Consider the following 15013-nt stretch of genomic DNA (forward strand, 5'->3'; position numbering starts at 1 on the left):
TACATGTTAGTTCCGGCTTTGCCTATGCCCTTGCGACGCGGGCGTTGAGGTGCTTGAGGGCCGCCTCGGCGCCGTTCCAGCCGGGGATGCCGGTCACCCCGGGTCCCGGGTGCGTGCACTGGCCGCACAGGAAGAGCCCGTCGACCGGGGTGGCGAACTTGTCGGCGCCTTCGACGACGCGGCCGGTCCACAGCTGGTTGGGCTGCAGCAGGCCGTGCGAGTAGTCGCCGGCGTGCGCGCTGAAGGTGCTGCCGAAGTAGCGGTTGGAGAACACGACGCGGTTGGTGACGGAGTCGGCGAACCCGGGCGCGAAGCTGTCGAAGATGCGTACGCAGGTGTCGGCGTATTGCTCCTTCCAGCTTCGGTTTTCGTCGGCGTCCAGCCCGGTGGGAAAGTACGGGGTGAAGATGGTCGCGCTGTGCTTGCCCGCCGGTGCCAGCGACGAGTCGACCATGCTCGGGATGTACAGGTAGGTGGGCGGCGCGTCGGGAAGCTGCCCCTTGCGGTATTGCTCCCACGCGTCGCTGATGTACTCCGGCGACGGCGCGTAGGCGACGGTGGGACACCATTGGCCGTTGTCGTGCATGTAGGGCTGCAGCCGCTCGATCCATTGGGGCGCTTGGTCGATGGTGAGATGCGCCTGGATGTAACCCAGGTTGAAGTTGATCTCCTTAATCTTGCGGATGTAGTCGGGCGGAAAGTTCTGCGCCCCGGCCAGATTCACGAAGGTGGTGTACGGGTCGAGCGACGAGAGCACCGCGTCGGCGGAAATCGTTGTGCCGTCGCGTAATTGGACCCCGGTGGCGCGTCCGTCGGTGACCAGGATGTCCTTGACGTGCTGCTTCATCTGCACCTCGGCGCCCATCGATTCGGCGCGCCGGCACAGCGCGGTGCTCAGCGAGCCGATGCCCCCGCGCGGCATGATGTATTCGACGTTGCCGCCGCCAATCAGGTAGTGGTACAAGGTCGATGCGTTCGAGCCGGGCGTCCAGGGTCCGCCGTCGAACGCGTCGATCGACATCGCCGCCAGCGAGCCCTGAATGCAGCGGGCTTGGTCGGGCGCCAGGAATCGCCGGACCGTGTCCATCGTGCTGCCGTACCACATCTGGGCGAAATCGTGGCGGTCCTCGGGCGTGGGCTGGGAGGCGATCACCTCGATGATGTCCAGCGGCGGGCCGAACGCCGAGTCGACGAAATACGGTGCGAACCGGCCGATGTGGGCAAACAGGGACCCCAGCGCCGCCGCGGTGTCGGCGCCGTGGTCGTCGAGCAGGTGGCGCGCCATGCGCTCGAGGTCGTTGTACATCACGAACGGGGTGTCCGCCGCATCGCCGAACGTGCACGTCGACGTCCACTGATCCATCAGCTCGAAGCCCCACTTGGTGAGCTCGAGCCGTTCGGTCATCTGTTGCCGCCAGATCAGCACGGCCCAGGCGCCGACGCTGTGCTTGTATCCGTCGAAGAGTTCGCGGGTGGCGGCCATCCCGCCGAGGAAGTGTGCCCGTTCCAGGACAAGCACTTTCGCGCCGCCCTTCGCCAGCACGTTGGCGGCGACCAGACCGTTGTGGCCGGCCCCGATGATGATCGCGTCGTAGTCCGACATGCCGGCTCCTTCGGTGGTGATCCGTCGACAGAAGGCACAATGTCACATGTGACATATTTGCGTCAATGGTGACATTTGGTGTCTGCTTACAGCGTGCAATCTCGGAGCCAGCGCACACGCCAGGCGCTGCAACAGGCGGCCATGAAGCGCTTCGTCGCCGATGGCGTGCACCAGACCAGCGTCTCGGACATCGCCGCCGACGTCGGCGTCACCGAGCGAACCTTCTATCGGCACTTCCCGTCTAAGCACGCGGTGATCTTCGCCGACTACGACATCGGCTTCGAATGGTTCGCCCGCGCGCTGGCGTTGCGCCCCCACGGCGAACCCATCACGGCGTCGGTGCGAAAAGCCGTGGACGCCTTCCCCTTTGATTTCGCGATGGTCCGCGAAGCGGCCACCATCCGGTCGCGGGACCTCGACCAGGACATCATCACCACGCACATTCGCCGGATGCGCGATCAGGTCGCCGACGAGATCGCCCGCTTCATCCACGAACGATCGGCGCCCACCACGGACGGCGCGATGATCGCCGACATCGCCGCGCACAGCCTGGCCACCGCCGTGTTCGCGTCGCTCGAAGCCTGGATGAGCAACGGCGGAGACGGCTCGGACCTACAACAAGACGAACTCAGTCGCCTCACCGACATCGCGTTGCGGGCCCTCGAGGACGGCCTCACGCACACTTTGCGGGAGGTCGGTTTGGACTGACGGCGCGACACGCAAACACAACTTGTTGTGTTGCCGCGGGTTGTCGGACCCCAGGGGTAGTGTTTGTGGCCTAGACATCGAAGTCAAAACCGGCTGGTGAAGTGGGGTTCTGGTGACCGAAAACATGAAGCTGATCGATCGGACTTCGGCGATCAACTGGAACCGGCTGCAAGACGACAAGGACGCCGAGGTCTGGGACCGGCTGACGGGCAATTTCTGGTTGCCCGAGAAGGTGCCGGTCTCCAACGACCTCCCGTCCTGGGGAACGCTGACCGCCGGCGAGAAGCAGCTGACGATGCGGGTGTTCACCGGGCTGACGCTGCTGGACACCATTCAGGGCACGGTCGGGGCGGTCAGCCTGATCCCCGACGCGCTGACCCCGCACGAGCAGGCCGTCTACACCAACATCGCGTTCATGGAGTCGGTGCACGCCAAGAGCTACAGCTCGATCTTCTCGACGCTGTGCTCGACGGCCGAGATCGACGACGCCTTCCGCTGGTCGGAGGAGAACCCCAACCTGCAGCGCAAGGCCGAGATCGTCATGCAGTACTACCGCGGCGACGAGCCGCTGAAGCGCAAGGTGGCCTCCACGCTGCTGGAGAGCTTCCTGTTCTACTCCGGGTTCTACTTGCCGATGTACTGGTCGAGCCGTGCGAAGCTGACCAACACCGCCGACATGATCCGGCTGATCATCCGCGACGAGGCCGTGCACGGCTACTACATCGGCTACAAGTTCCAGCGCGGCCTGGCGCTGGTCGACGAGGCCAAGCGCGCTGAGCTGAAGGACTACACCTACGAGCTGCTGTTCGAGCTCTATGACAACGAGGTGGAGTACACCCAGGACCTCTACGACGAGGTCGGGCTGACCGAGGACGTCAAGAAGTTCCTGCGCTACAACGCCAACAAGGCGCTGATGAACCTCGGCTACGAGGCGCTGTTCCCGCGCGACGAGACCGACGTGAACCCGGCGATCCTGTCGGCGCTTTCGCCCAACGCCGACGAGAACCACGACTTCTTCTCCGGGTCGGGGTCGAGCTACGTGATCGGCAAGGCCGTCGTCACCGAGGACGAGGACTGGGACTTCTAGAGCTGCGGTTGTCAGCGAAACGGCGACGCTGCGAGGCCCGCGCGGCCCCAAAAGTTCACGGGGTTGGAGTCAACTAAAACTCCCCAAAAACAAACTTTTGCCCTTCTTTATCTGGTCTACTCATGACGTCGGGCCCAAACTTTCTCCTACGACCTTCTCGCGCTGTGCGCGGCGACGCATTTGGGGGTTTGCCGACCGATGTCCGGGGCGAGGTATCGGCCAGATAGGCCTGACAAGTACGAGCGGATCAAGGCGTTGCTATGCCAGCGGGGACGGTTACGCGCCGCACAGCGGATCATGGCCGTTGTCTGCGCGGCGGCGGCGTTGCCGCCGTTGACCGTGTTGATCAGCCAGCACCGGCCGAGCGCAGCCGCGGTGGTCATCGGCGTGCTCACCGCCGCGTTCACCATCGGCATGACGGCTTTCTGGCTGACGCGTTGGCCGACGCGACGGCAGTCAGAGGCCGCCGCCGCCGCTGGCGTGCTGTTGGTCGGTGGATGGAGCTTGGTCCAGCCCACTGCGGCGCTCTCCGTCCTGGCCTGTACCGCCACGACGGTCACGGGGGCCTACAGCGCGATATTTCACCGTCAAAAGGTGGTGGTGTTCCATTCCGCGGTGGCAGGCGCGGTCGCGCTGGCGGCGCTGGCGCGCCTGGCCGGTGACGTCGGCATCGCCGCGGCGATAGCGGCGTTCTGGCTGATCATATTCGTCAATGTGTCTATGGTGCTTGGCGCTTGGGGCATGTCGCAGGCGATGGGAGGGTACGCGCAGCGCTCGGAAGAGGATGCGCTCACCGGCCTGCTGAACCGGCGCGCATTCGTCGAGACGGTCGGTAATCGGGTTGCGAACCCTTCGCGTGCGCACACGCATCTGGCTGTGGTGATGCTCGATCTCGACAACTTCAAACGCATCAACGACACCCACGGTCATTGCGTCGGTGACGATGCGCTCCGAGCGGTGAGCGGGCTGCTGATCGAGCACACCCCACCCGACGCCGTCGTCTGCCGCGCCGGCGGCGAAGAGTTTCTCATCGCGCTGACGTGCGTGACCTCCGAGATAGAACCGCTGGCGGCGCGGATTTGCGCTGCCCTGACGGGCCTTTCCCCGAAGATGACGGCGAGCATCGGCACTGCCAGCGCCGAGTTGACATCGTTGAGCGTTCGCGAGAGTCACGCCCGCATCGAGGAGCTGATCGCGATCGCCGACGGCGCGATGTATGCCGCCAAACGCAGTGGCGGGAACCAGGTTCGCCACGCGAGCCGGGTAGCCGGGCCGAGCACGGCCCGTCCGACGCGAAGCGCCCCTTCGTCGGCGGCTCCCGCTCGCGGTGCGTGATCGGCAAGGCCGTGGTCGCGGTCGGGCAGGATGTGTGGAATGGGCAGTGACGACAGTGTGGGCGCGGCAGACTTCCGTCGCGCATTGGCGCTCATCCAGCACGGCGAGCGCGGCGACGAAGCGGGCATGCGCGTCATCGTCGACGATGAAGTCATCCCGGCTGGCCGGCTGCCACAGCTGATCCGCGCCACCGTGTCGATCTTGTGGCAACTGGTGGCTCAGCTCTGCGACCCGGACGAAGTCGCGGAAATCGGCGAAACCCTGGCCTTGGCGTCGACCGACGACGAGATCGGTCTCGACCGTGACAACCGGCTCGTTGCCCGGATGTCCATGGCACAACATTCGGGGGATCCCAGCGCCGAGTATGCGGTGCTCCGCGACGCAGCCGCGGCGCCCGACGGTCTGGTACGCCTCGCGCTCACCGCCGCCGGTGTCGTCTCCGCGATGCTGCCTCAGCTACGCACAGCCGCCGGCCGGCAGTTGATCAACAACTTGGCGATGCAAGCCCTGCGCGAGGAGAACAGTTGATAAGCAGGCGCCGGATCGGTTGAGCCCGTCGTACGTGATCGGCAGGGCCGTCGTCACCCAGGAAGAGGACTGGGACTTCCAAATCCGCTGGCGCGCAACGTAACCGAGAGTGAGCGTCCGGGGTCAACCGGGGCCCAGTCCGTCCTCCTCAAGACGCTGGAAGGCACGGACGGGGTCGTTATGGCGGACTACCTCCTCGGCGACCTGCCACATGGGCCTCATGCAGCTTTGTGACATTCTGCGGAGCACGTCGAGGGCTTGCTCGGTGTCGAGATCGAAGCGGTTCATGATGATGCCTGTCGCTTGCCAGACAACGGAATCCGCGGGCCAGGCCGGACGCGGATGGGCGGTCTCCATCATTCAGTTGACCAATCTGTTCTTCAAAGCCGCCCCTGCAGACACCCCATTGTCCTCTGCTGATGTCGGGAATGTAAGCCCCCGGGTGGGCCGGACCGAAAAGGGGTAACCGCGTCTTAGCGCACGATTCGAAAAACCTGGAAGAGAAGGACACGCCAGTGAGCGGTGCGAATAAAGCCCGGAACAAAGTCGACCAGATCACCGGCAAGGCCAAAGCGGCAATCGGCCGTGCGATGAACGATCCAGCGTTGGAAGCCGAGGGCAGGGCCGATCAGCGCGCGGCCCACCTGCGAGACGCCGGCGAAAAGGTCAAGGACGCCTTCCGGCCGCGCCGCCGTCGGGTGACGCTTCGACGGCGTCGGCAGGTCTAGCGCGAAGTATCACGGCCGGCTCGGCGGCGGTGACACGACGTCGTCGATCCAGGTCTGGGTGGTGATCCGGTTCCCGCTGACGGCGGTGACGGTCACGCTGGCGGTGTATTGCTTGCCCTTGTCGGCGATGGAGCATCGCTCGGACGCCCCTACCTGGCCCGGTAAATCGCCGGGACAGTCGACGCGTTCGGGCGCGTGACCGATCGAGTCCTGGAAGGCCCCGGTCGCGTCGCCGACCACCTCGACCAGCGGAAGGAAAGTCCCCGTCATGTCCGAACTGTGCGTCTGGGTCGGCGCCGCGACCGAAGCGGTCGGCGCCGGGCCGGGACCGCTGTGCCAAGCGGTCACCACGTAGCCGAGGATCGCGGCGACGGCGAGGCCGCCGCCGACGCCCGCCGCAACGACCCATTTCCGGTTCGGATTGACCTTGACCCCGAGCGCCGGCGGCCGCGAAAACACGGGCTGCCGCGCCTGAAGGTCGGAAACCATCTGGACGAGCTGACCGCGCGTCTTTGCCGACATCGCCGACAAACATCGCTGCCGGTGCTCCTCGGCATCGAGTTCGCCAGTCGCATAGGCGTTGTCGAGGATCGCGCACACGTCGGCGCGATCGGCGTCGCTGGCGCGCGTCGGGTCTTGATACCACGAACCCGGCTGCATCATCGCGCGCTCCCATTCGTACCTCGACTGCGAAAACGCTATCCCCGTCGAGGCCCCATAAAAAGTGGACTGAAAGAGCAAGATGTTCGCGTCGTGAACGGCGCATGAATTGTGGGTCGGCAGCGACGCCCCCGAACCGCGCCAACGTGAGACTTATTGGGTGACTTCAACCCACGCGAACCACAAGCACGCCAAGTTTCTCAAGTCAGTGATCCGTTGGCTGGACGTCGGGTACCCGCAGGGCGTTCCCGGGCCGGACCAGGTGGCCCTGTTCGCCCTGCTCAGGAGCACACCGCTGACCCAGGATCAGCTGGAAGAAGTGGTGGAAAACGTCATCGCCAAGCACCGCGCCGAAGGCGACGGGCCGATCAGCAAGGACGAGATCTCCGAGTTCATCACCAAGACCACCCACCACGACCCCGGCCGGGAGAACATCATCCGGGTGGCCGCCACGCTCGCCGCCGCCGGCTGGCCGCTGGCCGGCATCGACGTCAGCGAAGTTTGCCCCGGCGACGAGCACGGGGAGGCCGCCGAGGAGGTCGCCTGCCGGCGAGAAGAGGCCGCCTCACAGGGTTGAGATGTCGATGACGAAGCGGTAGCGCACGTCGCTGGCGAGCACCCGCTCGTAGGCCTCGTTGACGTAGGCCGCCTCGATCACCTCGATCTCGGGCGTCACGTCGTGCTCGGCGCAGAAGTCCAGCATCTCCTGCGTCTCGGCGATCCCGCCGATGTTGGACCCCGACAGGCTGCGCCGCGCCAGCGCCAACGGGAAAGCGTGCACCTGCATCGGGTGCTCGGGGATGCCGAGCTCGACGAGCGTGCCGTCGACATCGAGCAAGTTCACGTAGTCGTCGAGCGGCAGGTTCGCCGACACCGTGTTCAGGATCAGGTCGAAGCTGCCGCGCAGGTTGCGGAAGGTGTCGGGGTCGGCCGTCGCGTAGTAGTGGCTGGCGCCCAGGCGCAGGCCGTCCTCCATCTTCTTCAGCGACTGGGACAGCACACTCACCTCGGCGCCCATCGCGGCGCCCAGCTTGACGCCCATGTGCCCCAGGCCGCCGAGGCCGATGATCGCCAGGCGGGTGTCCTTGCCGGCCTTCCAGTGCCGCAGCGGCGAGAACAGCGTGATGCCGGCGCACAGCAGCGGCGCGGCCTTGTCCAGCGGCAGCGAGTCGGGGATGCGCAGCACGAAGTTCTCGTCGACGACGATCGCCTGGCTGTAGCCGCCCTGCGTCGGCGTGCCGTCCTTGTCGATGGCGTTGTAGGTGAAGGTCGCGCCGGGCTTGCAGTACTGCTCGAGCCCGGCCTTGCAACTGCTGCACTGGCCGCAGGAGTTCACCATGCAGCCCACGCCGACGTGGTCGCCCACCTTGTACTTCGTGACCTCGGCGCCCACCTCGGTCACCACGCCGGCGATCTCGTGGCCGACGACCACGGGGTAATTCGGCACGCCCCATTCGCCTTTGGCGGTGTGGATGTCCGAGTGGCAGATCCCGGCAAACTTGATGTCGATGGCGACGTCGTGCGGGCCGGGGTCGCGGCGCTCGATGGTGGTCTTGGTCAGCGGTGCGGTCGCCGAGGTGGCGGCGTACGCCGAAACAGTGCTCATGAATATCCCTCTTCGAGTTTCGATGCGTCCTACAGAAGTTTAGCTAAGGTAATGTTCTCGGGCCAATTGGCGGGTGAGCTAGTTGATCGGGGCGTTGAGCAGGCGCAGGTCGTCGACGATGCCGCGGGCCGCGATCAGGCCCTCGCCGGTTTGCCATACCTCGTCGTTGACGACGTAGACCCGGTTGTCGTGGTTGGCCGACAGCTTGCGCCAGGGGTTGCTGTCCAGCACGGTGGCGGCGCGGTCCGCGGCGGCCGGGGTGGCGCAGGACACATAGACCACGTCGGCGTCCGCGGCGGAGAGGTCCGGGTTTTTGGCGAGGTCGGCGTCGGTGGCGCCGATCTCGATGTAGGGCTTGTCGGTGAACCGCTGGGCGGCCGGCCGGTCCACCCCGACGGCCCCGAGCACGCTGGCCGGGAAGTTGTTGGCCCCGTAGACCCGGATCGCGGTGGTGGTCAGCTGCACGATCGACGCCTGGAAGTGGGACGCGTCGTGCGCCGTGCCGATCTGGGTGGCCCGCTGCGTGAACCCGGCGATCAGGGCGTCGACGGCGCCGGTGCGCGCCGTGGCGGCGCCGACGCCGCGCAGGTTGGCCTCCCAGGCCGCGCCGGGCGCCGCCGTGAATACCGTCGGGGCGATCGCGGCGAGCTGCGGGTAGAGCTTGGGAGTCAGGCCCTGCGATCCCAGGATCAGGTCGGGGTGGGCCGCGGCGATGCCGCCCAGGTCGGGATTGGTCCGGGTACCGACGCCCGGCAGGCCGTGCACCGCACCGCCCAGGTACGACGGCTGGCCCGACGACCCGTCCGGGAGCGCGGCGGCGACCACCCGCGATTGCAGGCCGAGCGCGCACAGGGCGTCGAGCTGGTCGCCGGAGAGCACGACGATGCGCTGCGGCTCCGCGGGAACGGCGACGGTGTCGGGGGTGACGCCGGCGGCGTTGCGGGCCTGCCGGGTGGGCGGCCCGGGGTCGGCTGCGGCGGCGCCGCGCGGGCACGACTCGTCGGGCTTGCGGTCGTTTCCCAGCACGCCGGCGCCCGCGATCTGGGTGGTGGGCGTGATCAGGGACCGGGTCGACGCCGCGGTGCCCGAGCCGCCGGAGCCGCATGCGCCGCAGGCCAGGACGGCCGCGGCCAGAACCGCTGCGGCCACGGTCGATCGGCTTGCCGGCACGGGTCCGACGCTAACATCCGCCGACTTCGCAGCCGTTTACGACAGTTTGTAGGACTGCCCCTGACGGCGAGTTGTCGGAAGGCTAAGATTCGGAGCAATACTGGGTTCGGGCCCTGTCCGATACGGATGTTTGGAGGAGCTGTTGACAGCCGAAGCCCCCCCGTTGGGAGAACTCGAGGCCGTCCGTCCGTTCCCGGCCCGGACGGGTCCCAAAGGGAACCTCGTCTACAAGCTGATCACCACCACCGATCACAAGATGATCGGCATCATGTACTGCGTCGCCTGCTTCATCTTTTTCTTCCTGGGCGGGTTCCTGGCGCTGTTGATGCGCAGCGAGTTGGCGTCGCCGGGCCTGCAGTTCTTCTCGAACGAGCAGTTCAACCAGCTGTTCACCATGCACGGCACGATCATGCTGCTGTTTTATGCGACCCCGATCGTGTTCGGCTTCGCCAACCTGGTGCTGCCGCTGCAGATCGGCGCGCCGGACGTCGCCTTCCCGCGGCTGAACGCTTTTTCGTTCTGGCTGTTCCTGTTCGGCGCCCTGATCGCCACCGCCGGTTTCATCACGCCGGGCGGGGCGGCGGACTTCGGCTGGACCGCCTACACCCCGCTCTCGGACGCGATCCATTCGCCCGGTGCCGGCGGTGACCTGTGGATCATGGGCCTCGCGGTCGCCGGCCTGGGCACCATCCTGGGCGCGGTGAACATGATCACCACGGTGGTCTGCATGCGCGCGCCGGGGATGACGATGTTCCGGATGCCGATCATGACCTGGAACATCCTGGTGACGTCGATCCTGGTGCTGATCGCCTTCCCGCTGCTGACGGCGGCGCTGTTCGGCCTGGCCGCCGACCGCCACCTGGGCGCGCACGTCTACGACCCGGCCAACGGCGGAGTCCTCTTGTGGCAGCACCTGTTCTGGTTCTTCGGCCACCCCGAGGTGTACATCATCGCGCTGCCGTTCTTCGGCATCGTGTCCGAGATCATCCCAGTGTTCTCCCGCAAGCCGATCTTCGGTTACACCACGCTGGTGTACGCGACGCTGTCGATCGCCGCACTCTCGGTCGCGGTATGGGCGCACCACATGTTCGCCACCGGAGCCGTTCTGCTGCCGTTCTTTTCGTTCATGACGTATCTGATCGCGGTGCCGACCGGGATCAAGTTCTTCAACTGGATCGGCACGATGTGGAAGGGCCAGTTGACCTTTGAGACGCCGATGCTGTTCTCGATCGGCTTCCTGGTCACCTTCCTGCTGGGCGGGCTGACCGGCGTGCTGCTGGCCAGCCCGCCGCTGGACTTCCACGTCAGCGACAGCTACTTCGTGGTCGCGCACTTCCACTACGTGCTGTTCGGCACCATCGTGTTCTCCACCTTCGCCGGCATCTACTTCTGGTTCCCGAAAATGACCGGGCGGCTGCTGGACGAACGGCTGGGCAAGCTGCACTTCTGGCTGACGTTCATCGGCTTTCACACCACGTTCCTGGTGCAGCACTGGCTGGGCGACAAGGGCATGCCGCGCCGCTACGCCGACTACCTGCCCACCGACGGCTTCACCACGCTCAACGTGATCTCGACGATCGGCGCCTTCATCCTGGGCGCGTCGATGTTCCCGTTCGTGTGGAACGTGTTCAAGAGCTGGCGCTACGGCGAAGTCGTGACCGTCGACGACCCGTGGGGTTACGGCAACTCGCTGGAGTGGGCGACCAGCTGCCCGCCGCCGCGGCACAACTTCACCGAGCTGCCCCGAATCCGTTCGGAGCGACCGGCATTCGAGCTGCACTATCCACACATGGTGGAGCGGCTGCGCGCCGAGGCGCACGTCGGCCGCCACGCGACGGCGCTCGAGTCGCCGAAGGGCTTCGGTCCGCGGACCGAACCCGATCGCTCGACCGCCGACCAGTAGCGGCGGCTGCCGGGAGTGAACTCACCACTCAAGGTGTCGGTACTGATCACCGTCACCGGCGTGGATCAGCCGGGCGTGACGTCGGCGCTGTTCGAGGTGCTGTCGCGGCACGGGGTGGAGTTGCTCAACGTCGAACAGGTGGTGATCCGCGGGCGCCTGACGCTCGGGGTCCTGCTGTGTTGCCCGCCCGAGGTCGCCGACGGGCCCGCGCTGCGCCATGACGTCGAATCCGCCATTCGCGCAAAGGGTCTCGACGTCAGCATCGAACCCAGCGACGACGTCCCGATCATCCGGGATCCGTCGACCCACACCATCTTCGTGCTCGGCCGCCCGATCACGGCCCGGGCGTTCGGCGCGGTGGCGCGGGAGGCGGCGGCGCTGGGCGTCAACATCGACCTCATTCGCGGTGTCTCCGATTACCCGGTGACCGGCCTGGAGTTGCGGGTGTCGGTGCCGCCCGGCGCCGACGGGCCGCTGCGCAACACGCTGTCGCGCGTCGCCGGCGACGAGCGCGTCGACATCGCCGTCGAGGGCTACAGCCTGGAGCGGCGCGCGAAGCGGCTCATCGTGTTCGACGTCGACTCGACGCTGGTTCAGGGTGAGGTCATCGAGATGCTGGCCGCGCGGGCGGGCGCGCAGGGCGCGGTCGCCACCATCACCGAGGCCGCCATGCGCGGCGAGCTCGACTTCGCGCAGTCGCTCGAGCAGCGGGTGGCGACCCTGAAAGGCCTGCCCGCCACGGTGATCGACGAGGTCGCCGCCCAGTTGGAGCTGATGCCCGGCGCCCGCACGACGCTGCGCACGCTGCGGCGCTTGGGTTTTCGCTGCGGCGTGGTCTCGGGCGGGTTCCGGCGGATCATCGAGCCGCTGGCGGAGGAGCTGGCGCTGGACTACGTCGCCGCCAACGAGCTGGAGATCGTCGACGGGACGCTCACCGGGCGGGTCACCGGCCCGATCATCGATCGGGCCGGCAAGGCGCAGGCCCTGCGGGAATTCGCGCAGCAGGCCGGGGTGCCGATGGAGCAGACCGTCGCCGTCGGGGACGGCGCCAACGACATCGACATGCTGGCCGCGGCCGGGCTGGGGGTGGCGTTCAACGCCAAACCGGCGCTGCGCGAGGTCGCCGATGCGTCGTTGAGCCACCCCTACCTGGACACCGTGCTGTTTCTGCTCGGGGTGACGCGCAGCGAGATCGAGGCCGCCGACGCGGTCGACGGCCAGGTGCGCCGCGTCGAGATCCCGCCGGATTAGTGGCGACCGCGGTACGGCACGATGGGCGGGTGCCCGAAAACGGAAGTCGGAGGTGAAGCCCGAGGATTCGAGAGAATCCGAGGGTGGAACCGACCAAACTAACGAGGCAGCGGACCCCGATCTGCTGATCGACTTCAGGAACGTGTCGCTGCAGCGCGATGGACGCACCCTGGTCGGACCGCTGGATTGGGCCGTGGAACTCGACGAACGCTGGGTGATCATCGGGCCCAACGGCGCGGGCAAGACGTCGTTGCTCCGCATCGCCGCCGCGAGCGAGCACCCGTCGTCGGGCGTGGCGTTCGTGCTCGGTGAGCGGCTGGGCCGGGTCGACGTGTCCGAGCTGCGGTCGCGGATCGGGCTGAGCTCGTCGGCGCTGGCGCAGCGGATCCCCACCGACGAAGTCGTGCGCGACCTCGTCGTCTCGGCGGGGTACGCGGTGTTGGGTCGTTGGCGCGAGCGCTACGAGGATGTCGACTACCGCCGGGCGATCGACATGCTGGAAAGCCTTGGCGCCGAGCACCTCGCGGACCGCACCTACGGCACGCTGTCGGAGGGGGAGCGCAAGCGGGTGCTGATCGCCCGCGCGTTGATGACCGACCCGGAGCTGCTGCTGCTCGACGAGCCCGCCGCCGGCCTGGACCTGGGCGGCCGGGAGGAGCTGGTGGCCCGGCTGGCCGACCTGGCCGCCGACCCCGATGCGCCCGCGCTGGTGCTGGTCACCCACCACGTCGAGGAGGTGCCGCCCGGCTTCAGCCACTGCATGCTGTTGTCGGAGGCCCGGGTGGTCGCGGCGGGACTGCTGTCCGACGTGCTGACCGCCGAGAACCTGTCCGCGGCGTTCGGCCAGTCGATCGCCCTGGACTTCGTCGACGGGCGCTATTTCGCCCGGCGAGTCCGCACCCGCGCGGCCCACCGGAGGCAGCTATGAGTACACCGCAGGATCCGCCACCCCTCGTCCCCCGGCCGGCGGCGACCGTGATGCTGGTCCGCGATGACCCGGACGGGATCGCGGTGTTCCTGATGCGCCGGCACGCCAAGATGGAGTTCGCCGCGGGGACGATGGTGTTCCCCGGCGGCGGCGTCGACGACCGCGACCGCAACGCCGATATCGCGTGGGCGGGGCCGCCGCCGCAGTGGTGGGCACAGCGGTTCGGCATCGAACCCGACCTGGCCGAGGCGCTGGTCTGCGCCGCCGCGCGGGAGACGTTCGAGGAATCGGGGGTGCTGTTCGCGGGGCCGGCTGGGGAGCCGGAAAGCATTGTGGGCGACGCCTCGGCATACGGCGACGCGCGCCGCGCGCTGGCCGACGGCACGCTGTCCTTCGCCGACTTCCTGCGCCGCGAGAACCTGGAACTGCGATCGGACCTGCTGCGGCCGTGGGCCAACTGGGTGACCCCGGAGGCCGAGCGCACCCGCCGCTACGACACCTACTTCTTTGTGGGGGCGCTGCCGGAGGGGCAGCGGGCCGACGGGCGCAACACCGAGTCCGACCGCGCGGGCTGGACGACGCCGCAGGCCGCCATCGACGACTTCGCCCACGGCCGGTGCTTCCTGCTGCCGCCGACCTGGACGCAGCTGGACTCGCTGGCCGGCCGCACCGTCGCCGACGTGCTGGCCGTCGAGCGCCAGATCGTCACGGTGCAGCCGCGCCTCGAAATCCAGGGCGACAACTGGATTTTCGAGTTTTTCGACTCCGACCGCTACCACCAGGCCCGCGAGGCGGGCGGCATGGGGTGGCGGCATTGAGGGAATTCGTCAGCGTCGTGGTCAGCGACGGGTCGCGCGACGCCGGCCTGGCCATGTTGCTGCTGTCGCGGCCGCCCACCAACGCGATGACACGGCAGGTCTACCGCGAGATCGTGTCCGCGGCCGACGAGCTCGGGCGCCGCGACGACGTCGCCGTCGTGATCCTGTTCGGCGGCCACGAAATCTTCTCCGCCGGCGACGACGCGCCCGAGCTGCAAACGCTGACCGCGGGCGAGGCCGAGACCGCGGCCCGGGTGCGGCAGGCAGCCCTGGACGCCGTCGCCGCGATCCCCAAGCCGACCGTGGCCGCGATCACCGGCTACGCGCTGGGCGCCGGCCTGGCCCTGGCCCTGGCCGCCGACTGGCGGGTCAGCGGCGACAACGTCAAGTTCGGCGCCACCGAGATCCTGGCCGGCCTGGTCCCCGGCGACGGGGCGATGACCCGGCTGGCCCGCGTCACCGGCGCGAGCCGGGCCAAGGAACTGGTGTTCAGCGGGCGCTTCTTCGACGCCGAGGAGGCCCTGGCGCTGGGCCTGATCGACGAGATGGTGGCCCCCGACGACGTCTACGACGCCGCGGCGGCGTGGGCGCGCCGCTTCCTCGACGGGCCGGCGCAGGCGATCGCTGTGGCCAAGGCCAGAATCAACGCCGTTTTCGATCGGTTACCCGACGCCGATTAGGCTGCCCT

The 15013-nt window shown here is 67.6% G+C and carries 15 protein-coding genes and 1 pseudogene; 11 read left to right on the forward strand and 5 right to left on the reverse strand.

What is annotated here, in order from left to right; translation table 11 throughout:
• Window positions 1-22: 22 nt before the first annotated feature.
• Window positions 23-1603 (reverse strand): phytoene desaturase family protein, encoded by a 1581-nt coding sequence (locus AC5Y4S_RS04190; RefSeq protein ID WP_500030117.1) that lies wholly within the window; start codon window positions 1601-1603, stop codon window positions 23-25.
• Between the two features lie 93 nt (window positions 1604-1696).
• On the opposite strand from AC5Y4S_RS04190, the gene AC5Y4S_RS04195 reads away from it, so the two are divergent.
• The 4 genes from AC5Y4S_RS04195 to AC5Y4S_RS04210 all read left to right on the forward strand — a co-directional run bounded on the left by AC5Y4S_RS04195 (window position 1697) and on the right by AC5Y4S_RS04210 (window position 5261).
• A complete protein-coding gene (locus tag AC5Y4S_RS04195; RefSeq protein WP_500030119.1) occupies window positions 1697-2311 on the forward strand; it encodes a TetR/AcrR family transcriptional regulator in 615 nt (204 codons plus the stop codon).
• Between the two features lie 112 nt (window positions 2312-2423).
• Window positions 2424-3398, forward strand: a complete 975-nt coding sequence (gene nrdF / locus AC5Y4S_RS04200; RefSeq protein WP_170929045.1) for a class 1b ribonucleoside-diphosphate reductase subunit beta — start codon at window positions 2424-2426, stop codon at window positions 3396-3398.
• A 297-nt stretch (window positions 3399-3695) separates the two neighbouring features.
• Entirely contained in the window at window positions 3696-4733 is a 1038-nt protein-coding gene (locus tag AC5Y4S_RS04205; protein ID WP_500030122.1) for a GGDEF domain-containing protein, read from the forward strand.
• Between the two features lie 39 nt (window positions 4734-4772).
• Window positions 4773-5261: a hypothetical protein gene (locus tag AC5Y4S_RS04210; protein WP_500030125.1), complete on the forward strand. Its 489-nt coding sequence runs from the start codon at window positions 4773-4775 to the stop codon at window positions 5259-5261.
• A 123-nt stretch (window positions 5262-5384) separates the two neighbouring features.
• Here AC5Y4S_RS04210 and AC5Y4S_RS04215 read toward each other — a convergent pair whose 3' ends face one another.
• Window positions 5385-5621 carry an ANTAR domain-containing protein gene (locus AC5Y4S_RS04215; protein ID WP_500030127.1) on the reverse strand — a complete coding sequence of 79 codons (237 nt, stop codon included), beginning with the start codon at window positions 5619-5621 and terminating at the stop codon, window positions 5385-5387.
• Window positions 5622-5776: 155 nt separating this feature from the next.
• On the opposite strand from AC5Y4S_RS04215, the gene AC5Y4S_RS04220 reads away from it, so the two are divergent.
• Window positions 5777-5989: a CsbD family protein gene (locus tag AC5Y4S_RS04220; RefSeq protein WP_500030132.1), complete on the forward strand. Its 213-nt coding sequence runs from the start codon at window positions 5777-5779 to the stop codon at window positions 5987-5989.
• Window positions 5990-5998: 9 nt separating this feature from the next.
• Here AC5Y4S_RS04220 and AC5Y4S_RS04225 read toward each other — a convergent pair whose 3' ends face one another.
• Window positions 5999-6652: a DUF1707 domain-containing protein gene (locus AC5Y4S_RS04225; RefSeq protein ID WP_500030134.1), complete on the reverse strand. Its 654-nt coding sequence runs from the start codon at window positions 6650-6652 to the stop codon at window positions 5999-6001.
• Window positions 6653-6809: 157 nt separating this feature from the next.
• Between AC5Y4S_RS04225 and AC5Y4S_RS04230 the strand changes: the two genes are divergently transcribed.
• Window positions 6810-7226, forward strand: a complete 417-nt coding sequence (locus AC5Y4S_RS04230) for a DUF3349 domain-containing protein (protein WP_068176204.1) — start codon at window positions 6810-6812, stop codon at window positions 7224-7226.
• Here AC5Y4S_RS04230 and AC5Y4S_RS04235 read toward each other — a convergent pair.
• Both AC5Y4S_RS04235 and AC5Y4S_RS04240 read right to left on the reverse strand, forming a co-directional pair.
• Window positions 7215-8255: an NAD(P)-dependent alcohol dehydrogenase gene (locus tag AC5Y4S_RS04235; RefSeq protein ID WP_500030136.1), complete on the reverse strand. Its 1041-nt coding sequence runs from the start codon at window positions 8253-8255 to the stop codon at window positions 7215-7217. The genes AC5Y4S_RS04230 and AC5Y4S_RS04235 overlap by 12 nt on opposite strands.
• 78 nt (window positions 8256-8333) lie before the next feature.
• The gene (locus AC5Y4S_RS04240) at window positions 8334-9425 is read right to left on the reverse strand and encodes an iron-siderophore ABC transporter substrate-binding protein (RefSeq protein WP_500030138.1); all 1092 of its coding nucleotides are present in this window, start codon (window positions 9423-9425) and stop codon (window positions 8334-8336) included.
• A 142-nt stretch (window positions 9426-9567) separates the two neighbouring features.
• Here AC5Y4S_RS04240 and ctaD point away from each other — a divergent pair, with 142 nt between their 5' ends.
• The 5 genes and pseudogenes from ctaD to AC5Y4S_RS04265 all read left to right on the forward strand — a co-directional run.
• Window positions 9568-11328 (forward strand): aa3-type cytochrome oxidase subunit I, encoded by a 1761-nt coding sequence (ctaD, locus tag AC5Y4S_RS04245; RefSeq protein ID WP_500030140.1) that lies wholly within the window; start codon window positions 9568-9570, stop codon window positions 11326-11328.
• A gap of 15 nt (window positions 11329-11343) precedes the next feature.
• Entirely contained in the window at window positions 11344-12579 is a 1236-nt protein-coding gene (serB, locus tag AC5Y4S_RS04250) for a phosphoserine phosphatase SerB (RefSeq protein WP_500030142.1), read from the forward strand.
• Window positions 12580-12631: 52 nt separating this feature from the next.
• Window positions 12632-13507, forward strand: coding sequence for an ABC transporter ATP-binding protein (locus AC5Y4S_RS04255; RefSeq protein WP_500030144.1), 876 nt, complete (start codon window positions 12632-12634; stop codon window positions 13505-13507).
• Window positions 13504-14325, forward strand: a complete 822-nt coding sequence (locus tag AC5Y4S_RS04260; RefSeq protein WP_500030147.1) for an NUDIX hydrolase — start codon at window positions 13504-13506, stop codon at window positions 14323-14325. The genes AC5Y4S_RS04255 and AC5Y4S_RS04260 overlap by 4 nt, the downstream gene beginning before the upstream one ends.
• Window positions 14322-14993, forward strand: a pseudogene (locus AC5Y4S_RS04265) (enoyl-CoA hydratase); the annotation flags it as partial. The gene AC5Y4S_RS04260 and the pseudogene AC5Y4S_RS04265, both read left to right, overlap by 4 nt.
• Between the last annotated feature and the right edge of the window lie 20 nt (window positions 14994-15013).

The organism is Mycobacterium sp. NGS64, assembly GCF_059812245.1.

Excerpts from the sequence above, each read along its gene's own strand:
- AC5Y4S_RS04190 (WP_500030117.1), bottom strand. The coding sequence starts at position 1,603 with ATGTCGGACTACGACGCGATCATCATCGGGGCCGGCCACAACGGTCTG.
- AC5Y4S_RS04205 (WP_500030122.1), top strand. The coding sequence starts at position 3,696 with ATGGCCGTTGTCTGCGCGGCGGCGGCGTTGCCGCCGTTGACCGTGTTG.
- AC5Y4S_RS04210 (WP_500030125.1), top strand. The coding sequence starts at position 4,773 with ATGGGCAGTGACGACAGTGTGGGCGCGGCAGACTTCCGTCGCGCATTG.
- AC5Y4S_RS04215 (WP_500030127.1), bottom strand. The coding sequence starts at position 5,621 with ATGATGGAGACCGCCCATCCGCGTCCGGCCTGGCCCGCGGATTCCGTT.
- AC5Y4S_RS04225 (WP_500030134.1), bottom strand. The coding sequence starts at position 6,652 with ATGATGCAGCCGGGTTCGTGGTATCAAGACCCGACGCGCGCCAGCGAC.
- AC5Y4S_RS04235 (WP_500030136.1), bottom strand. The coding sequence starts at position 8,255 with ATGAGCACTGTTTCGGCGTACGCCGCCACCTCGGCGACCGCACCGCTG.
- AC5Y4S_RS04260 (WP_500030147.1), top strand. The coding sequence starts at position 13,504 with ATGAGTACACCGCAGGATCCGCCACCCCTCGTCCCCCGGCCGGCGGCG.